Raw genomic sequence first — 16,726 nt, forward strand, 5'->3', positions numbered from 1 at the left:
AAATCTCGCGAATGATTTTCCTTTCTTTATTTTTGCACAATTGGGATGCTCCCAAAGCACATGAAGCTTACGAGCTTTACCGTAACCGAGGTATTAAACCTAAGGATAAGACAGCAGTAGAATACCGTAAAGACTATGGGGAGCGCGTTCCTATCACCTTGATCGGTTGTTTTGACACCGTTGGTGCCCTTGGGATTCCTGGGATGGCCGCATTCAGCAAGTTGAACGAGCAGCTAAATAAGCGGTACAGATTCCATGATACTACTTTAAACAAATGTGTTGAGAATGCGTTGCACGCTGTGGCGATCGACGAAATCCGCGAAATCTTTGACGTCACTCCTATGAAAAAGCATCCTGAGGCTGAAAAGCAGCGGGTGATTCAAAAGTGGTTTCCAGGTGGGCATGGTTGCGTTGGCGGTGGAACCGAAGAATACAGCGGGTTATCAGATGCTGCCTTACAGTGGATGATTGATTCGGTCGGTGTCCTGGGATTGGGGCTTGACTTAGATCCAAGTGTGATTCCGACAGGCATTAACCCCAATTATGAATGTGACTTTAAGAACGATGTTGGATTCTTTAAATTAGCTGGAATCAAGTTTCGTGAGGTCGGCGATGTCATTGAAGATATTCATGAAAGCACGATCAACCGTTTGAAAAGTCGCAAGGACTATCGACCTAAGAATCTACAAAAGATTATTGATAAACTGAATTAATTTCTTAATAATGTTATTTCCAGGAGTAGCTGCTGCTTTAGCGCTCCTACTGATGTTTTAATCTTGCCAAAACCATCAGCAGAAATAACCCTTGTTTTTAAGCAGAAGTAAGCGATTAAGTCAATAAGCGATTCTAAAGGAGAAATTATGACCGCAAAAAGAGACACATCAAAAGATGGGTTTAGAAACAAACTTGAGACTGCTGTTTTAACTGGCTTTAAACCAATTTGGAACTTTTTTCAAAGCAACCCAGGTCTTGCTAGAAAAGTAAACAAAACTCTCACTAACAATGCCATCTTAAAAATTCCGACTCGTCCATATCCGTTTAGTACAATGTCTCCCTATACATCCTGGGATTCGTTGATTGATCGAACATATTCGGGACTCCAACTACCACCGCTAGATTGGAAACCCTTGACCAATGAAAACTATATCGGCATTAATTTAACACCTGCGGAAAAGTTTGAGAAAAATCTGCCGCCGATTCAAGATTTGGAGATTTTGTATCGCAAAACTGGGGAAACGAAATACTCGCCTAAATCCTCTCTAATTTTCCCCTATTTTGTTCAATGGTTTACAGATAGCTTTCTTAGAACCGATCGCCACGATCCACACAGGAATAGTTCCAACCACCACATCGATATGTGCAATGTCTATGGGTTAAATCCAAAGATTACACATTTGCTGCGATCGTATAAAGGCGGGAAGCTAAAAAGCCAAATTATTAATGGAGAAGAATATCCTCTCTTTTACTATGATGAAGATGGAAAACCCAAAGAAGAATTTAGAGGGTTGCCCCATCTTTACACCGATGAATCCACCCCAAAAGCAGAAACGTTCCCTCCAGAAAAGAAACAGAAGTTGTTTGCGATGGGGTTGGAAGTAGAACGAGCAAACGTGCAAATCGGCTATGTCATGCTGAATGTTCTTTCCTTAAGGGAACATAATCGCGTGTGCGATCTCTTGACAAAAAATTATCCAACTTGGGACGATGAACGCCTTTTCCAAACGGCAAGAAATATTGTCATGGCTGAATTTCTCAAGATTGTTTTAGAAGATTACATCAACCACATAACTCCCTATCACTTTCAATTTTTCACCGATCCCCCCGCGTTCACTAATGAAAAGTGGTATCGCCATAATTGGATGTCGGTGGAATTTAGTTTAGTTTATCGTTGGCATAGTATGCTACCCGATACTTTAATGTATAACGGACAAAAGCTTCCCATGCCTGCCTCGATGTGGAACAACGACATGATTATCAACAAGGGATTAGGAGCCATCTTTGAGGAAAGCTGTTCCCAACCCGCAGCGCAACTGAGTTTATTCAATACACCTGAATTTCTAATTCCCACCGAAATAGCTAGTATTCATTTAGGTCGGACGGCAAAATTAAGAAGCTATAACGACTACCGTGACTTATGCAGCTATCCCCGCGTGACCGACTTCAATCAGATTAGTAGTAATGAAAAAGTCCAAAAAGAACTGCAACGATTGTACGGTCATGTAGATAACATTGAGCTGTACGTCGGACTCTATGCAGAAGATTTGCGTCCAAATTCAGCCTTACCACCTTTAGTCGGACGACTAATAGGAATTGATGCTTTTTCTCAAGCGTTTACCAATCCTCTACTAGCGGAAAATATCTTCAATCCAGAAACTTTTTCACCAGTAGGTTGGGAAGAGATTCAGAATACAAAAACCCTCTCCCAAGTGGTGCATCGCAATATTCCTCAAGGTAAAAACTATAGAATTTCTTTTTATCGCCAAGATTGGCAACCTGCTTGATTAACTAATGAATTTGGGTGTGTTACGAATAATAAAACACACCCTATTTGTTAAAGACACATAAAGTATTTTCTAATTAATCCTACCTTTTAAAAAATGAAACTATTTACCGAATATCCAGAAAAAGACGAAGCCAAATATTGCGATCGCATGAGTGAATTAGTCAAAAAGAACATGGATAATCTTTACGGCGGTGAGAAGAAAAAAACTGCAAAGAGAGATACCCATTCTAAAACTAACGCTGCTGTACAAGGAACTTTAGAAATTTTTGACTTTGATGAAGCAGCAATTAAGCAGGAATTGAGCAAACGCGCTTCATTAACTGAAGCTCAACTTCAAGCCATTTCCCTAAAACAAGGTTTATTTGCTAAACCGAAACAATATCCGGTTTGGCTACGATTTGCAAATGGTGCGTTTTCTGTAAAGAATGATTATGAAGGAGATACACGCTCGATGTCCGTAAAAGTGGTTGGGGTAGAAGGAGAACGACTACCGCAAAGTCACGAGTTAAAAACCCAAGATATTATTACCCATAATATCGAATTCTTTTTTGTTAGAACCATCAAAGACTTCCACAGCTTTTTCTTGACGGTTTATCGAGCAGGGCTGTTTCCGCTTTTTAAGCTGTTGGTACTTTTATGGCTAAAGTCGCATCCCTACGAAGCTACACTTCTAAAAAACAGTTTCAAACGGTTTCCCAAAAGTTTACTCACAGAACGCTATTGGAGTGCTTCAGCGTATTCTTTGGGACTCAAATCTGATTTTGATCTATCTCAACCAGGTCGAGTTCCTGTGGAATATCCGGTTGTGATTAAATATGGATTTACTCCAGTTTCCAGTCAACCACCTCATCAACAACTTCCTCTTGAGTCCAGACCAGAAAGTGAGCTTCAGCGTGCTAAAGCTTCAGGTTCAGAGGACAATTACTACCGAGAGGATATCATTCAAGCTTTAGCAAAGCCTGATGCTGAATATTGTTGGGACTTTCAAATCCAATTTCAAACCAGCCCAGAAATGTCCATTGATGATACCACCATTGTTTGGAATGAAGAGGAATCACCCTTCTTTACAGTTGGTCGGCTGATAGTTAAGCATCAGCAAGTTAATTCTCCTAAAGAAAGTGACTTTGGGGAAAATCTTAGTTTTTCTCCTGGGAATGGTTTAGCAGTGCATCGTCCTGTCGGTGCAATCAATCGATTACGCAGCATTGTTTATCATATCGTTGCTGATAACCGTCATGAAAAACGAGGAGTTAAATACCAGGAACCAACTGTCTGACTTTTCACAGGAATTATTAATTATAAAAATACTTTCTTAAAATATTTCAAAAAGTTTTGTCAAACAGTAGAAATATTTTCTGGTATCAAAGTTATCGGTGTAGAAGGGGAACGACTACCACAAAGTCACGAGTCAAAAACCCAGGACATTATTGTCAGGACTTACGCACGGGTTATGAAAGAACGAACCACAGAGACAATAGAGTTGCCAGTGCGTTGGGCGGGTTCCCCGACTTGTTCGCGCAGCGTCTCCCTTAGGAGAAGCAACTGGCGCGACACGGAGGAATGATTTGAGAGGTTTTTTGCGTCAGTCCTATTTGAATTAGACGGTCAAAGCAGAAATAAAAGTTAACTCTGCATCATTCTTTGATAGTAAATAGACTCGCACTTTCTGAGCAGCAATAGTCTAATTTTTAGTTTTCTCAATTTGGTATGAATTGGGGATTTCCAGTACCTTTATGAAAATAACCCCAAAGGCTGGGGTTATTTTCATAAAACTATTCTGACTTAGAATTAACTAGACAACAGCAGATACTTGCTGCTTAAAGAAAGCTGACAAAACTCTCTCTGCTATTTGATGACTAGTTAAACCTAATTCTGTCTTAGATTCATTGGGTTCAGCATGATCTACTAATACATCTGGTACACCGAATCGCTTGACAGGAACGAGAATATCTGCATCCAACAAGGCTTCGGCGATCGCAGAACCAAAGCCACCCATCACACAGCCTTCCTCCAAGGTGATGACGCGGCCAATTTTCTTAGCCAAAGGCAAAATCAACTCGGTATCCAAGGGCTTAACGAAACGCGCATTGATTACAGTTGCTTCAATGCCGTGTTCGCTGAGAATTTCAGCAGCTTGCATCCCTGGATAAACCATTGTGCCATAGCCGACGATTAACACGTCATCGCCGGTGCGGAGAATTTCGCCTTTGCCAATTTCCAACGGTTCCCAACCTTCCTCCATCAAGGGAACGCCGTAGCCATTGCCACGAGGGTAGCGCATAGCGATCGGGCCACTAGTATGGTTAACACCAGTTACTACCATACGTTGGAGTTCTGCTTCGTCTTTAGGTGCCATCATTACCATGTTGGGAATGCAACGCAGATAAGCGATGTCATACATACCCTGGTGGGTGGGGCCATCAGATCCGACAATTCCTGCCCTATCTAAGCAGAAAAAGACTGGAAGGTTTTGGATGCAGACATCGTGAATTATCTGGTCATAGGCGCGTTGCAGGAAGGTAGAATAAATGGCGGCGATGGGGCGCATCCCTTCGGTTGCAAGTCCCGCAGCTAGAGTAATAGCGTGTTGTTCAGCAATCCCGACATCAATATATTGATTGGGTAGTTTTGCTTGAAGTTTATCTAAACCTGTCCCCGTTGCCATAGCCGCAGTAATCCCAATGATTTTGGGGTTTTGTTCGGCAAGTTTCACCAGAGTGTGAGAAAAGACTTTGGCATAAGCCGGGGGTTTGGGTTTACTGGAAGGAATGGCTTTGCCAGTTGCTACGGTGAAGGGGCTTTGGGCGTGGTAGCCAACTTGATCTAGTTCGGCAATTTCATAGCCTTTGCCCTTAACTGTTGCTACATGTACCAAAACTGGGCCTGGTATCTGATGTGCCTGTTGGAAAGTGGCAATCAATTCTTCTAGATTATGCCCATCCACTGGTCCAATATAGGTAAAGCCGAGTTCTTCAAAAACTGCACCTACCTTGGGAACAGCCAAGCGTTTCATACCTTCTTTGATGCGTCCGAGTTCCGGAGACAGGGATTCGCCAACGAAGGGAATTTGCTTAAACTGTTCCTCAAGATTATCTTTAATAAATTGCACCGGTTGGCTGAGGCGCATTTTGTTCAGATAGCGGGGAATCGCGCCGACGTTGCGAGATATAGACATGTCGTTGTCGTTGAGAACAACCAACAGGTTAGTTTTCGGCAAGTGTCCGGCATGGTTGATCGCTTCTAAAGCCATACCCCCAGTCAGCGCCCCATCGCCAATAACAGCAACGGCTTTAAATTTTTCTCCTTTCAAGTCTCGCGCTAAAGCCATGCCCAATGCCGCTGAAATACTTGTAGAAGCATGTCCAGCCCCAAAGTGGTCAAACTTGTTTTCACAGCGTTTGAGATAACCCGCAACTCCGTCTTTTTGTCTGAGGGTGTGGAAGCGATCGTAGCGTCCTGTAAGCAGTTTGTGGGGATAAGCCTGATGTCCTACATCCCAAATCACTTTATCCCGATCTAAGTCCAGTGTCTGGTAAAGTCCTAGTGTTAATTCTACAACACCCAATCCTGGCCCCAAGTGTCCACCATTAACTGCTACGGTTTGGAGATGTTTATCTCGAATCTGACGGGCAATCTGTTGCAGTTGGCGAACAGATAAACCGTGCAACTGATTAGGATGGGTGATTTCGCTCAGATGCATATTATAGGGTTTTCCTCTCTAAATTTAGGTTTTCGGTATTTTGATTTTCCCACGGTCGGGCTATCCACATAATCAGACTCTTATATTGTTACTAAGTTGTAGTGGAAAGTATAACTTCGTAATTAATAATCGTGAAAAATTTGTCACCCATTAACAATTCGTCAAAATAAGGTTGCAATCAGCTAAATCTATAGCACATTTGTCAATAAGTAATGCTACTTAAAAAGAATTTTATTTTGTATAAAAAACCAAGCGTTTTAGGAGCAGTCTGCGGAAATTCCTCAACTAGATCATTCATTTTTGTCTTTTCAAGCTAGTACAAAAGAAAGCTAAATATCTCATTTATAAATTTATATTCAGCATAATTGCTGGTAAATATTTAGCAATTATTTTTTCTCTTATTCGCTAACAGCAGCTAATTTTATCAGCGTTAGCGTTCGCGCAGCGTTCCGCAGGAAAGCTTAACGAAGTTATCGCCAGTTCATCTGGGCGTAACACACATGTATATATAAATACTCTAAATCGGAGCTAAATTCAGTATTCACTTAATAAAATAATCTTCTTAAACAATAAGATTCCCGACTTCTTAGAGAAGTCGGGAATCTTATACAGGTCGGCGGAAATAAACCTACCATTCAAAACAGCCAGAAAGCCCAAAATTAAAACCTTTTGACTTTTGACTTTTGACTTTTGACTTTTGACTTGCGGTACTAGGTCTTTCGATTTGAACGAAATCAAATAGGATTGCTATAGCGGTTCCCACATAGGTAAGGTACAGAAAAAATAATTAACCACAGATGAATACAGATACAAGGTAGGAGACGGCATTGGCGTGTACCTCATTCAAATGAGAATCGCTATATATCTATTCTCTATTTACCAAAAGCATCCTTGATGTTTTCAACAGTGCGTTCAACAACATTCTTTGTCTTATCTACTGCTTCTTTAGTGCGAGCCGAATCTTCGTCTGCTCTTTTCTGAATTGTAGCTGCATCTTTCTTGGCTTTGCGCTCAGCAAAACTACCATTGTCTGTTGCTTCATCAACTTTACTGGCGTTGCTCTTGGCAGCTTCCTTAACTTTATCTGCCGTATCATCAATGAAATTTTTGGCTCGTCCAGCATCTTTACTGGTTTTGTCTTTAACTTGATCGCCTGCATCGGCCGATGCAATCAAGGTTCCAGCAGGATCAGCCATTGCTGAGGTGTTTGAGAAAAACGCACCTTGCCAAACAAAAGCGATCGCTAACATACAAAGCAGTGTTGTAGCCATCCAGCGTTTTACTGTGGAAAGCTGTTTTGTCAAATAATTCAGTTTCATAGAATACAATTTTCATCTGATTTAGTATCCTATTTCTACTTCATTTAGTTTATTAGCCATATCCTTCCTTAGATAGAGGTTTTTGCGTCATAAGTGGTTAGACGAATTCACTATTTTGATAGATTGAATTTTGAGTAAAGATTTTTTCCCTGAGAATCAAGGATCGAATTAAAACAGTTCACATTTGGACATAGGCGATCGCGTTTAGCTCGACTTTATCCAAAATTAAGAACTCGGTTTTCTTTATCCGGCCAAAACCTTGGCTTTTTGGCAAATACTTTTTCCACGTCACAGATTATCGATGAAGTTAAAAAAGTAAAACTTCTGGGCCACAAAAGTTTTAGCGATAGTGAGGCTGTTGCGAAAAAAATGGATAAAGTCGAGCTTAGAGAAAAATCAGCGATCGCTTCCAGCGGACGGTTACCGCAACTGACTTTTTCCAGTTGGGACGCTTGCGGTTTGATTTTTTCTTCTCAAGCTTGCCGTAACGCACCCTTGTATCTTAGAAGAGTGGCGGGTTATTTAATCCACGTTTCTTAGTGATTAGAACTCCTGGGAAAGTATTTAATATCACCTTGAAAACAGCATAGTTAACACAGCATGAAAAAAGATGATTGTCAAATAAGTGGCATTCTGAGTCGAAGAAAGGCACTTGCTCTATTTAAAACAGTTGGAGCCGCAATACTTCTAGTTGGATGCATACCTAGAAAGTCTAAATCCACACAAGTAAAATCGAGTGTAGCCGTCCTAGCATCATCTTCAGCCAATGGTACATTGCCTGCATGTGTCGTGACTCCAGAGCAGACCGAAGGGCCCTATTTCGTGGACGAAAAGCTCAACCGCTCCGACATCCGTTCCGATCCGGGGGACGGTTCAGTGAAAGACGGCGTACCAGTCCAACTGACGCTGCGGGTTTTGCAGATTGGCAATAGTGGTTGTACGCCACGCGCAGATGCGATCGTGGATATTTGGCACTGTGATGCGCTAGGCGTTTATTCGGACGTGACAGACCCAGGTTTTAGTACCGTTGGCAAAAAGTTCCTGCGCGGCTATCAAGTGACGGAGGCGAATGGAACTGTCCAGTTCACAACTAATTATCCTGGTTGGTATCAAGGCAGAACCGTCCATATCCACTTTAAGGTTCGCACAGATGCGGCATCATCCCAGAGTTATGAGTTTACGTCGCAGCTATACTTTGATGACTCGATCACCGATCGAGTACACACCCAAACACCATACGTCAGCAAGGGACAACGCAACTTGAAGAACGCTGAAGACGGAATTTTTCAAGATGGTGGCGAACAAATGTTGCTCAAGCTTACTAAGACAAACCTTGGCTACGCAGCAACCTTTGATATTGGGCTTCAAATGGCTTAATAGCACCTGACTCTGAAAGCAAAGCTAATTTAACATTAGCAGGTAGGTAGAGTTTTCCATGAGTAGGATGTAATTGTACACGAATACCAAGCCATTTTTAGTACTTCACAGCCAATGTATTGACCTGCAATGTTAATGCATCGACTGACAATGCCAATGTATCGACTGACAATGCCAATGTATCGACTGACAATGCCAATGTATCGACTGACAATGCCAATGTATCGGCTTACAATGCCAATGTATCAACCTACAATGCTATTGCATCGGCTTGTAATGTCAATGCATCCACTGACAACGCCAATGCATGTTCACGCTCTGACTCAATCATGATGTAGATTCCTTATTTCCCGAATGCTCTCTGAGTTACTAGCACACTATGCGATCGCATGAAATGTAGGATTAATGGTGATTTTTGTCAGTGCATCTGCAATAATTTTGGGATTAATGAACAGCGTTTCATGACCTCCGGGACATTCAATTAGCTCATACGTGCCAAGGCTTTGTGCCATCTTGAGATAGGTTCCCGGTGGAAGCGAGCGGTCATCTTTGCAGAACAACACTGTTCGAGGGATATTTAAGGCAAAGAAGTCATTGGTGTTGACCTTGGTATTGAAGAGAACGAATGGTTGTGGTACCAGACGACTCAGCACTGCATTTTGTACTTCCGTTGAGTCATCTTTCATTAGAGCATTACGAATTAAATCTTCCAAAATAGGTACGCTTTTATGAGGAGAAGCGATACTCCCGTAGGGAGTGCCTACCGCCATCGCAGCATCAATCAAAATTTGGGCGACTTCGGGGAGAAACATATCTAATTGCGAAGCACCATTTGGCAAGATAAAGGCATTGTGAAAGACGAGATGAGCAATCTTATTGGCTGCTCTGGGTGCAACTGCTTGCAGAAGAAAACCTGCACTGGAATGACCGACGAGAATAACAGGTTCTTGTTGTTGCTCTAGCACAGCTGCGATCGCGTCTAGATAGTCAGCAAACGTTACCGATGCCAAGTCATCATCAGGATTGTTTCCAGGGAGCGTTGGAGCAATCGCCGTGTGACCTGCATTTTCGAGTTCTCGAATCACGCCGTCCCAACACCAACCGCCATGCCATGCACCATGAATGAGGACGAAATGTTGACTCATATATTTCTCCTGTTGTGTAAATTTCAGATTGCCGTATATCTAATACGGTTCGGTTAAGATCCCCCCGCCTGCGGCGACCCCCAATAAATTGGGGGTAAAAGAAATTCATCAGCTAAATTATGATAATTATTATTGTATTTAGTGATTTTATTATTTGGAAGTTCCTTACCCGATAACGAACAGAGAGCGATGTTTTGGCAGGCGATTCATCATGAGCCAGTCTCGATTGCAGAGATTCGTAGAAAATGTTGTTGATCAAGTCTATCAGCAGAGCGTACTTAATCTAATTAACTCGCTAATCGGGCGATCTCTAATCGAGAAGGCAAAGCCTACGCTGCTCGAAAAAACAGATGGGTTATTTTTCTTGCAACCAGTTCTAATGGAATATGTCACGGAACGATTCATACTATGATTATTTAATTACGCGAGACTTGCAATTAGCGGCTGACTTGCTCAAACAAACCCATTCTTAGACCTACGGGTGAGATGGCTATGTCCAGGTTGATTTCCCTGCTGATGCGCTATTGCAGCCCATCCGCTAGAAGCGATCGCTTCCACGAAACAGGCTTAATTGCTACTCACCCTCAACTAGCCAATAAATCGATAGTGTGGGCTGTTTAGGATTGCCGATAAATCGTCTGTCTGCCAATGCACCGTAATCTACAATCCAATATTTTTGGATAATGAATTGCAACTATTGATTCAGCATAATCTGACTTTCCACATCCCGTGAAAAGTCAAGATTATACCTGGGTTGATTCCTATTTGCAGTCGTGAGTTCAATTTTGATTGAGAATACAGCCAAAAACCTTTAATCCACTGCTGCTTTAGCTTTAGCTTTGGCTTTTACCGTTACCTTTCGCTTCATCATCAGGCCGACTATACCTACTGCTATTGAGCCACCAGTAGTCATAGGTTCGGGGATAGGCGAGAATCCAGATACCTGAAACACGCCTAACGCTTGAGAACTACCCAGAAAGGAGTTGAAGTCCCTAGCTGCGTCTGGGTTTTGAGTTTGTCTGAGTACAGCAGAGCCATAAACAATCGGAGAGTAAAGGTTGATAGGCGGAGTGTATGCAATTTTGACTTTATCAAGTGCTGTTAGAGCGTCTGTGGTGTAAACAACGCCCGCATCTATACTATCATTAGTGTCGCTTGAGACTTTATTTAGTACATCACGCACATCCGTGCCCAAGACAAGATTGAGTCTCCCCGATATCCCGGAATTGGCAAATAATTGCTGGGCGAATACTCCTGCTGGAACAGACGCAGGATCACCAATAGCCACTTGACGCGCCTGTAATAGGTCTTGAACGCTTGATATACGTAAGGTTGAATTTATCGGCGTGATTATAGCCAAGGTGTTGTTTAGTATGTCTTGCCTGGTTCCTTCTATTAGTTTGTTGGCAGATTGCAGACGGTCTAACGGTGCTTGGGATACTGAGAAGAAGATATCTACTGGATTTGGATTTGTTCCCGCTAGGATTTGAGTAGCGAGAGCACCAGAAGCCCCAAAGGTATTCATAAAGGTGACGTCGGGGTTGCTTTGCCGGTAAAGTTCCTCAACCTGGGGTAGGGTATCCGTCAAGCTGGCAGCAGCATAGATGTAAACCGGGCCACTAAGTGTGGCAGCTTCTGCTGGTTTAGCTTGGATTACACCAAAACCCAAAGCAATGCTAGCGGTTGCAAGTGCTAATTTGTACCTTGTCTTCATAAAATATTTTTGGTAGGTTAATGTGCGAGTTACTACAATTTTTGAAATTACAAATCTTGCACCCAACATTGAAAATTTGCTTTTAAATCCTGCCAGAAAATAGGCTAGCAATAAGTCGTAGCTGGGAAACAATCTTTGGTACTTCAGTATTTACAAGGTACTTGCACGTTCAAAAAAATGACCACATTTTGAAAGCTTCTTTATATAAAAAATACAGGAGCCTATGTACTTATACTGCTATAAAAAAGCTTGAATACCATGAAAGTAGGTAAATGCATCTGTACTATAGGGAAATTTTTGTATAAAGTTAGGACTTACACACTGTACAAATTAATCTTGGTATGCATTTACCATGCATAGGTCGTTTCAGGCTTTTATTAATCATTCTTTGATAGTAAACTGCACTTTTGGGGCACAGCAATGCTCATTGGTGTCAACTTAAGCTACAACCTTTGTAAAATCTCGTTTCCAGTCTCTGGCTGGAAATGCATACTCTGGCGGCAGAGCCGCCAGGAGAGGGAGGCTCCGCCTCCGAACTAACATTCCCAGTCTGAGACTCTTAACAAGGTAACGAAGCAATCTCTGAAAGCTGTTTCCAGTCAAGTTTTTACCTTAAGTTGATATCAATGAGCATTGCTGTGCCCCTACGATAGATGTGGTTTTTCAAATCAGCACTCTGTTAATCAAGGAAACTATTCACATTCAGTTAAAAATCGAAGGTTGTGCGAATCACACCCACATACTGGGTATCATTTCTGCTGTCGTTTTCCGGGTTGAGAATCACCCAAAAACCAGGAGTCACTGAGATATTATCGTTCAGTCGGTAGCGATAGAATGCTTCGATATGATAAGCGTTGTCTCGGTCTTGACGGACATCACTGTTAGAGACACGCGGTGGTATACCAAAGAGAATTCCCGGCAAGTTACCCCTACCCCCCACATCGGGAAACGACATCCCAATCGCCCCAAACCAGACATTGGCATTGTCACCACTGTTTACAAACAGAGAATCTGTTCCACCCCTACCATTGGAAATATCACTCAAACCAGAGTTCTTGGCATTTGCCCAAATATATCCACCCCAACCGTGGATTTGGAAATTCGGGGAGAAGCGATAGAATCCCTGTGCGCCTACAATGTTGTTGGAAGTAGCAATGTTGTTGCCAAAGGGAGCGTTTGACAGAACGCTACCCGTCCCAGCGGCGATATCGACTACTCCACCAGGGCTATAGCCATGAGAGTAGGCAACACCGATCGCTCCTTGCTTACCATAATAGGCTAAGTGCGCCAGGGCATTGTAGCCGCCATCAAATAACCCGCTGCTAGCCGATGGGACATTGGGACTGCTTGCTAAATAGCCCAAGGTGAGAACGAAGTCTTTGCTAATGTTCCAGTTAGCGGCTGCACCGCCGCCACCTCGCCGGAATAAGGGACTGTATGACCCAAATAGTGAGGGAACCCCATTGCCGTCGTCAGCGATTGTGGCGGGAGTGACGGTGGTTGAAATGTCAGTGTAACCAATGCCTGTGGGCCCAACAACGAAGTTAAGAGAATCACTGACTTGGAAGTAGTAACGGATGTGGGGAACAAAAAGTGTATCGTTGCTGTCGCTGTCGAAGTTCAGGCGTGTCATTCCAGTGCCTGTGGCTGCGGCAATTTGGCTTGCACCATTGGAATTAGCAAAGTTGCCAAACTCCAACCGGACTCGCAATAAATCTTTGCCGGTGAAACTACTCTCAAAGTTGAGACGACCCCGGTTTGCAAAGTAGATACGGGATTCATCGCGTTCGCCACCCACCCTATTACCAAAAGTATCACTAACGGCGGTAATAATTTGAGCATTCAGCTTAGTAGTGGTGGAAAATTGCTGTTTCTCCAGTCTTGCTGTATGTGCCTCCAGCGTATCCACCCGCCCACGGAGAGTTGTCAATTCTGCCGCAAACTCTGTTTGCAATTTTTGCAGCACTGCCAAATCTTCTTTCTTAACTAAATCATTGGTACCCGCAGCAATTAATTCATTCACCCGATCTAAACAGGCATTTAAACCAGCTGCAAACTCATAACGGCTCAAAGCACGGTTGCCACGATAGGTTGCGTCAGGATAACCTGCAATACAACCATAACGTTCAACCAGTGATTGCAATGCCTGGAATGCCCAATCACTCGGTTTAATATCAGAAAACTGGGAAACAGAATTGACTTGTCCCTCCAAATTCCTATTAGCATCTGCTGCATTAGAATTATCTTCTGGAGGTGCTGCCCAAACGGCTGGAACTGCAAAAAATAGGATAAAAAAGCTATGAACAAGAATTTTGATCATTGACTTATTACTTGAAAATGGTTTAATTATGACTTTGTAACTAAAGAGATTACACTCGAACGAAAGCTTCCAGGTTATAAGCTAACCAAGATGAAAGTTACATATTTTGAGTTTAAGTTTTAGGTTACTTAAAGCAACGCTATGACTTTTTGCTCATTGCTGCTTTTCATAGCCGCTTCTATAATCTGCATTACATTAATTCCGTCTTCGGCGGTAACAGCAATTGGCTGATTATTAACGATTGATTTGTACACTGCATCGTAATAATCTAAATAACTGCCTTGTGAACTTATTACTTTTTTAATTTTTTCCCTGTTTTTGTGCCAATTATTTCAGTTTTTCAGCTTCTGCTACCGTTGTAGTGAATGCTTTTTCTACCACTACATGTTTATCTGCAAGCAAAGCCTGTTTAGTATAATCGTAATGGGTATAAGTGGGTGTATTTACTACTACCAATTTTACTTTTTGATCTGCTAGCAATGCTTCCAAAGAAGGATAGCTTTTTACTCCTGGATAATTTTTCTGTATCAGCTTTTTGCTTCTTTCCCAGGAGCCTGCTAATTGAAATCCGGGATGCAAATCAATGAACGGCGCATGAAATACCCTACCGGACAAACCATAAAAACAAAGAGCCGTATTGATAGTTTCCATCTTTTTACTAATTGACTGAGGCGAGAGTTTGTATTTAATTGTTGTCTGATATTTTTTTCCGAGATGTAGCATCACAGATGGGAATGTAAACTTATTAGGCGAATTAGGAAAATATTGGGTTTCTAAACATACTGCTGCATATTTATTCAATTACTTTGCAGTCATCAGTTGTGAAGAAGGCAGAAAGCAGGAGGTTGGAATTTATCATAAACTTATTAGGTTTAAGACCCCAACCATACACGTAACACCAGTTACCCTGCGGGAAGCAAGCTACAGTCGGAGTTTAAATCCCCGTCTGAAAATATCTAAAATCTTTGAATGCGTCAATTTTGAATTTTGAATTGTTAACTGTTGTTTTCAACTCTAATTCCAAACCAATTCTTTGTGAAACTGTACAAAATCAAGCTTGGTGAGACAAGGGGCTTAAGCCCCTTGTTGTATGGAACCTCACAGGTAATCTGTATAAGGCTAAAACTATTTGCCAAAATCATTTTTTTTAACAAACCACAGAGGCGCAGAGAACACAGAGATACGAATTATGAATTACGCCAAGCGGTATTAGGTAGATGCCAATTACATATCTTCTAACTCAATTCCTTTAGTTTCCTTAATAAAAAACAGAATGAAAAAGAATGAGGTAGCCGCCGCAATTGTATAGAGTCCATAGGCAGAACCTAAACCGAAATATTGCAGTATGGGGGGAAATGTTGTGGAAATAACGAAATTCGCAACCCATTGGATTGCAGCAGCAACTGAAAGTGCAGCAGCTCGAATTTTATTATTAAACATTTCTCCCAAGAGTACCCAAACTACTGGGCCCCAGGAGAAACCGAAGCAAAATACATACAGGTTGGCTGCAATGAGAGCCACAGTCCCTGCACTTCCGGTGAGAGTGGGGTTTCCAGCAGCATCCAGGGGAGCGTTGCCAAAAATAGAAGCCATTGTCCCTAAGGTCAAGGTCATGCCAATCGACCCTAGTATCAGCAAGGGCTTGCGACCAAATCTATCCACGAAGGCGATCGCAATCAGTGTTGTAATAATATTTACGGCTCCTGTAATCACCGTGATGCTTAGGGAACTTTGTTCTGAAAAGCCAACAGCTCGCCACAAAACGCTGCTGTAGTAAAAGATCACATTAATACCAACGAATTGCTGGAATACAGATAAGCCGATTCCTATCCAAACAATGGGGAGGAGTCCGCCACTTCTGCTTAAAAGGTCAGAAAATTTAGGCTGGCGTTCTTGAAGCACTGTCTGCCGAATTTCTTCAATTTTTGGCAGCACATCACCCCCCAAAATCTTGGTCAGAACGTTAGCAGCTTCTGGCTCTCGTCCTTTGGCAACTAAGTAACGGGGGGATTCAGGAATTGTTAAAGCCACCATCCCGTAGAATACTGCTGGCGGGACTGCTGTCCAAAACATCCAGCGCCAAGCTGCAACCCCAAACAAAAACGGGGAGTCTGCTGAACCTGCTGACACAGCGATAAAGTAGTCGCTCAATAAGGCGATGAAAATTCCCACTACGATCGCTAATTGTTGCAGAGATCCTAACCTTCCCCGCAAATGCGTGGGAGAACATTCCGCAATGTAAGCTGGCGCGATGACGCTAGCAACGCCGATTCCAATCCCACCCAATAATCGCCAAAAGATAAAATCCCAGATAGTGAAGGCAAGCCCAGAGCCAATGGCACTGATAGTAAACAACGCCGAAGCGACCACCATTGCCTTGACTCGACCATAACGGTCTGCAATCTGTCCGGCAAAGAAGGCTCCTATGGCAGATCCCAGCAACGCTAGGGACACTGCCAGCCCTGTTACCCAACTACTGGTATTAAAAGCTTTTGATAGAGATAAAACCGCGCCGTTGATTACAGCAGTATCAAAACCGAACAGAAAGCCGCCGAGAGCAGCAGCACCAGCAATCAAAACGACATATAACGTGTTGGATTTACGACGAGCAGTAGTGGAAGACATAGTTTATATATTGGGGATTGGGG

Annotated in this window: 14 protein-coding genes and 1 pseudogene; 6 read left to right on the plus strand and 9 right to left on the minus strand. The window is 42.6% G+C overall.

The annotated features are described in order from the left end of the window. The 3 genes from Q0541_RS09180 to Q0541_RS09190 all read left to right on the plus strand — a co-directional run. Window positions 1-713, plus strand: a 713-nt coding sequence (locus tag Q0541_RS09180; protein WP_298908602.1) for a DUF2235 domain-containing protein, incomplete at its 5' end; no start/stop codon positions are given. Window positions 714-860: 147 nt separating this feature from the next. Further along, window positions 861-2,501: a peroxidase family protein gene (locus Q0541_RS09185; protein WP_298908605.1), complete on the plus strand. Its 1,641-nt coding sequence runs from the start codon at window positions 861-863 to the stop codon at window positions 2,499-2,501. 96 nt (window positions 2,502-2,597) lie between these two features. Then, window positions 2,598-3,779, plus strand: a complete 1,182-nt coding sequence (locus Q0541_RS09190) for a catalase (protein ID WP_298908607.1) — start codon at window positions 2,598-2,600, stop codon at window positions 3,777-3,779. 516 nt (window positions 3,780-4,295) lie between these two features. On the opposite strand, the gene dxs is transcribed toward Q0541_RS09190, so the two are convergent. Together dxs and Q0541_RS09200 are read right to left on the minus strand one after the other, a co-directional pair. After that, on the minus strand, window positions 4,296-6,203 hold the full coding sequence (gene dxs / locus Q0541_RS09195) for a 1-deoxy-D-xylulose-5-phosphate synthase (protein ID WP_298908609.1): 1,908 nt from the start codon (window positions 6,201-6,203) through the stop codon (window positions 4,296-4,298). Window positions 6,204-7,075: 872 nt separating this feature from the next. Further along, window positions 7,076-7,522, minus strand: a complete 447-nt coding sequence (locus Q0541_RS09200) for a hypothetical protein (RefSeq protein ID WP_298908612.1) — start codon at window positions 7,520-7,522, stop codon at window positions 7,076-7,078. Window positions 7,523-7,891: 369 nt separating this feature from the next. Here Q0541_RS09200 and Q0541_RS09205 point away from each other — a divergent pair, with 369 nt between their 5' ends. Together Q0541_RS09205 and Q0541_RS09210 are read left to right on the plus strand one after the other, a co-directional pair. After that, the gene (locus tag Q0541_RS09205) at window positions 7,892-8,062 is read left to right on the plus strand and encodes a hypothetical protein (protein ID WP_298908615.1); all 171 of its coding nucleotides are present in this window, start codon (window positions 7,892-7,894) and stop codon (window positions 8,060-8,062) included. A gap of 249 nt (window positions 8,063-8,311) precedes the next feature. After that, on the plus strand, window positions 8,312-8,899 hold the full coding sequence (locus tag Q0541_RS09210) for an intradiol ring-cleavage dioxygenase (protein WP_298908617.1): 588 nt from the start codon (window positions 8,312-8,314) through the stop codon (window positions 8,897-8,899). A 377-nt stretch (window positions 8,900-9,276) separates the two neighbouring features. Here the strand turns inward: Q0541_RS09210 and Q0541_RS09215 are convergent, their stop codons facing one another. Beyond that, window positions 9,277-10,044, minus strand: coding sequence for an alpha/beta fold hydrolase (locus tag Q0541_RS09215; RefSeq protein ID WP_298908620.1), 768 nt, complete (start codon window positions 10,042-10,044; stop codon window positions 9,277-9,279). A 492-nt stretch (window positions 10,045-10,536) separates the two neighbouring features. Between Q0541_RS09215 and Q0541_RS09220 the strand changes: the two genes are divergently transcribed. Continuing rightward, on the plus strand, window positions 10,537-10,665 hold the full coding sequence (locus Q0541_RS09220) for a hypothetical protein (RefSeq protein ID WP_298908634.1): 129 nt from the start codon (window positions 10,537-10,539) through the stop codon (window positions 10,663-10,665). Here Q0541_RS09220 and Q0541_RS09225 read toward each other — a convergent pair. The 6 genes and pseudogenes from Q0541_RS09225 to Q0541_RS09245 form a co-directional block, all read right to left on the minus strand. Then, a pseudogene (locus Q0541_RS09225) lies at window positions 10,622-10,726 on the minus strand (Uma2 family endonuclease); the annotation flags it as partial. The gene Q0541_RS09220 and the pseudogene Q0541_RS09225 sit on opposite strands and share 44 nt — an antisense overlap. A 129-nt stretch (window positions 10,727-10,855) precedes the next feature. Continuing rightward, a complete protein-coding gene (gene modA / locus Q0541_RS09230; RefSeq protein WP_298908622.1) occupies window positions 10,856-11,758 on the minus strand; it encodes a molybdate ABC transporter substrate-binding protein in 903 nt (300 codons plus the stop codon). Between the two features lie 706 nt (window positions 11,759-12,464). Further along, complete coding sequence (locus Q0541_RS09235) at window positions 12,465-14,078, minus strand: iron uptake porin (protein ID WP_298908625.1); 1,614 nt, start codon at window positions 14,076-14,078, stop codon at window positions 12,465-12,467. Between the two features lie 128 nt (window positions 14,079-14,206). Then, window positions 14,207-14,383, minus strand: a complete 177-nt coding sequence (locus Q0541_RS34375; RefSeq protein ID WP_366941845.1) for a Gfo/Idh/MocA family oxidoreductase — start codon at window positions 14,381-14,383, stop codon at window positions 14,207-14,209. 22 nt (window positions 14,384-14,405) lie between these two features. Continuing rightward, window positions 14,406-14,729 (minus strand): Gfo/Idh/MocA family oxidoreductase, encoded by a 324-nt coding sequence (locus Q0541_RS09240; RefSeq protein ID WP_298908628.1) that lies wholly within the window; start codon window positions 14,727-14,729, stop codon window positions 14,406-14,408. 573 nt (window positions 14,730-15,302) lie between these two features. After that, window positions 15,303-16,703, minus strand: a complete 1,401-nt coding sequence (locus tag Q0541_RS09245) for a sugar porter family MFS transporter (RefSeq protein ID WP_298908631.1) — start codon at window positions 16,701-16,703, stop codon at window positions 15,303-15,305. Window positions 16,704-16,726: the final 23 nt, after the last annotated feature.

The sequence above is a fragment of the uncultured Nostoc sp. genome (assembly GCF_937863485.1).
In the GTDB taxonomy this organism is placed as follows: Bacteria; Cyanobacteriota; Cyanobacteriia; order Cyanobacteriales; family Nostocaceae; genus Nostoc.

Excerpts from the sequence above, each read along its gene's own strand:
- Q0541_RS09185 (WP_298908605.1), top strand. The coding sequence starts at position 861 with ATGACCGCAAAAAGAGACACATCAAAAGATGGGTTTAGAAACAAACTT.
- Q0541_RS09190 (WP_298908607.1), top strand. The coding sequence starts at position 2,598 with ATGAAACTATTTACCGAATATCCAGAAAAAGACGAAGCCAAATATTGC.
- dxs (WP_298908609.1), bottom strand. The coding sequence starts at position 6,203 with ATGCATCTGAGCGAAATCACCCATCCTAATCAGTTGCACGGTTTATCT.
- Q0541_RS09200 (WP_298908612.1), bottom strand. The coding sequence starts at position 7,522 with ATGAAACTGAATTATTTGACAAAACAGCTTTCCACAGTAAAACGCTGG.
- Q0541_RS09205 (WP_298908615.1), top strand. The coding sequence starts at position 7,892 with ATGGATAAAGTCGAGCTTAGAGAAAAATCAGCGATCGCTTCCAGCGGA.
- Q0541_RS09215 (WP_298908620.1), bottom strand. The coding sequence starts at position 10,044 with ATGAGTCAACATTTCGTCCTCATTCATGGTGCATGGCATGGCGGTTGG.
- Q0541_RS09220 (WP_298908634.1), top strand. The coding sequence starts at position 10,537 with ATGTCCAGGTTGATTTCCCTGCTGATGCGCTATTGCAGCCCATCCGCT.
- modA (WP_298908622.1), bottom strand. The coding sequence starts at position 11,758 with ATGAAGACAAGGTACAAATTAGCACTTGCAACCGCTAGCATTGCTTTG.
- Q0541_RS09235 (WP_298908625.1), bottom strand. The coding sequence starts at position 14,078 with ATGATCAAAATTCTTGTTCATAGCTTTTTTATCCTATTTTTTGCAGTT.
- Q0541_RS09240 (WP_298908628.1), bottom strand. The coding sequence starts at position 14,729 with ATGGAAACTATCAATACGGCTCTTTGTTTTTATGGTTTGTCCGGTAGG.
- Q0541_RS09245 (WP_298908631.1), bottom strand. The coding sequence starts at position 16,703 with ATGTCTTCCACTACTGCTCGTCGTAAATCCAACACGTTATATGTCGTT.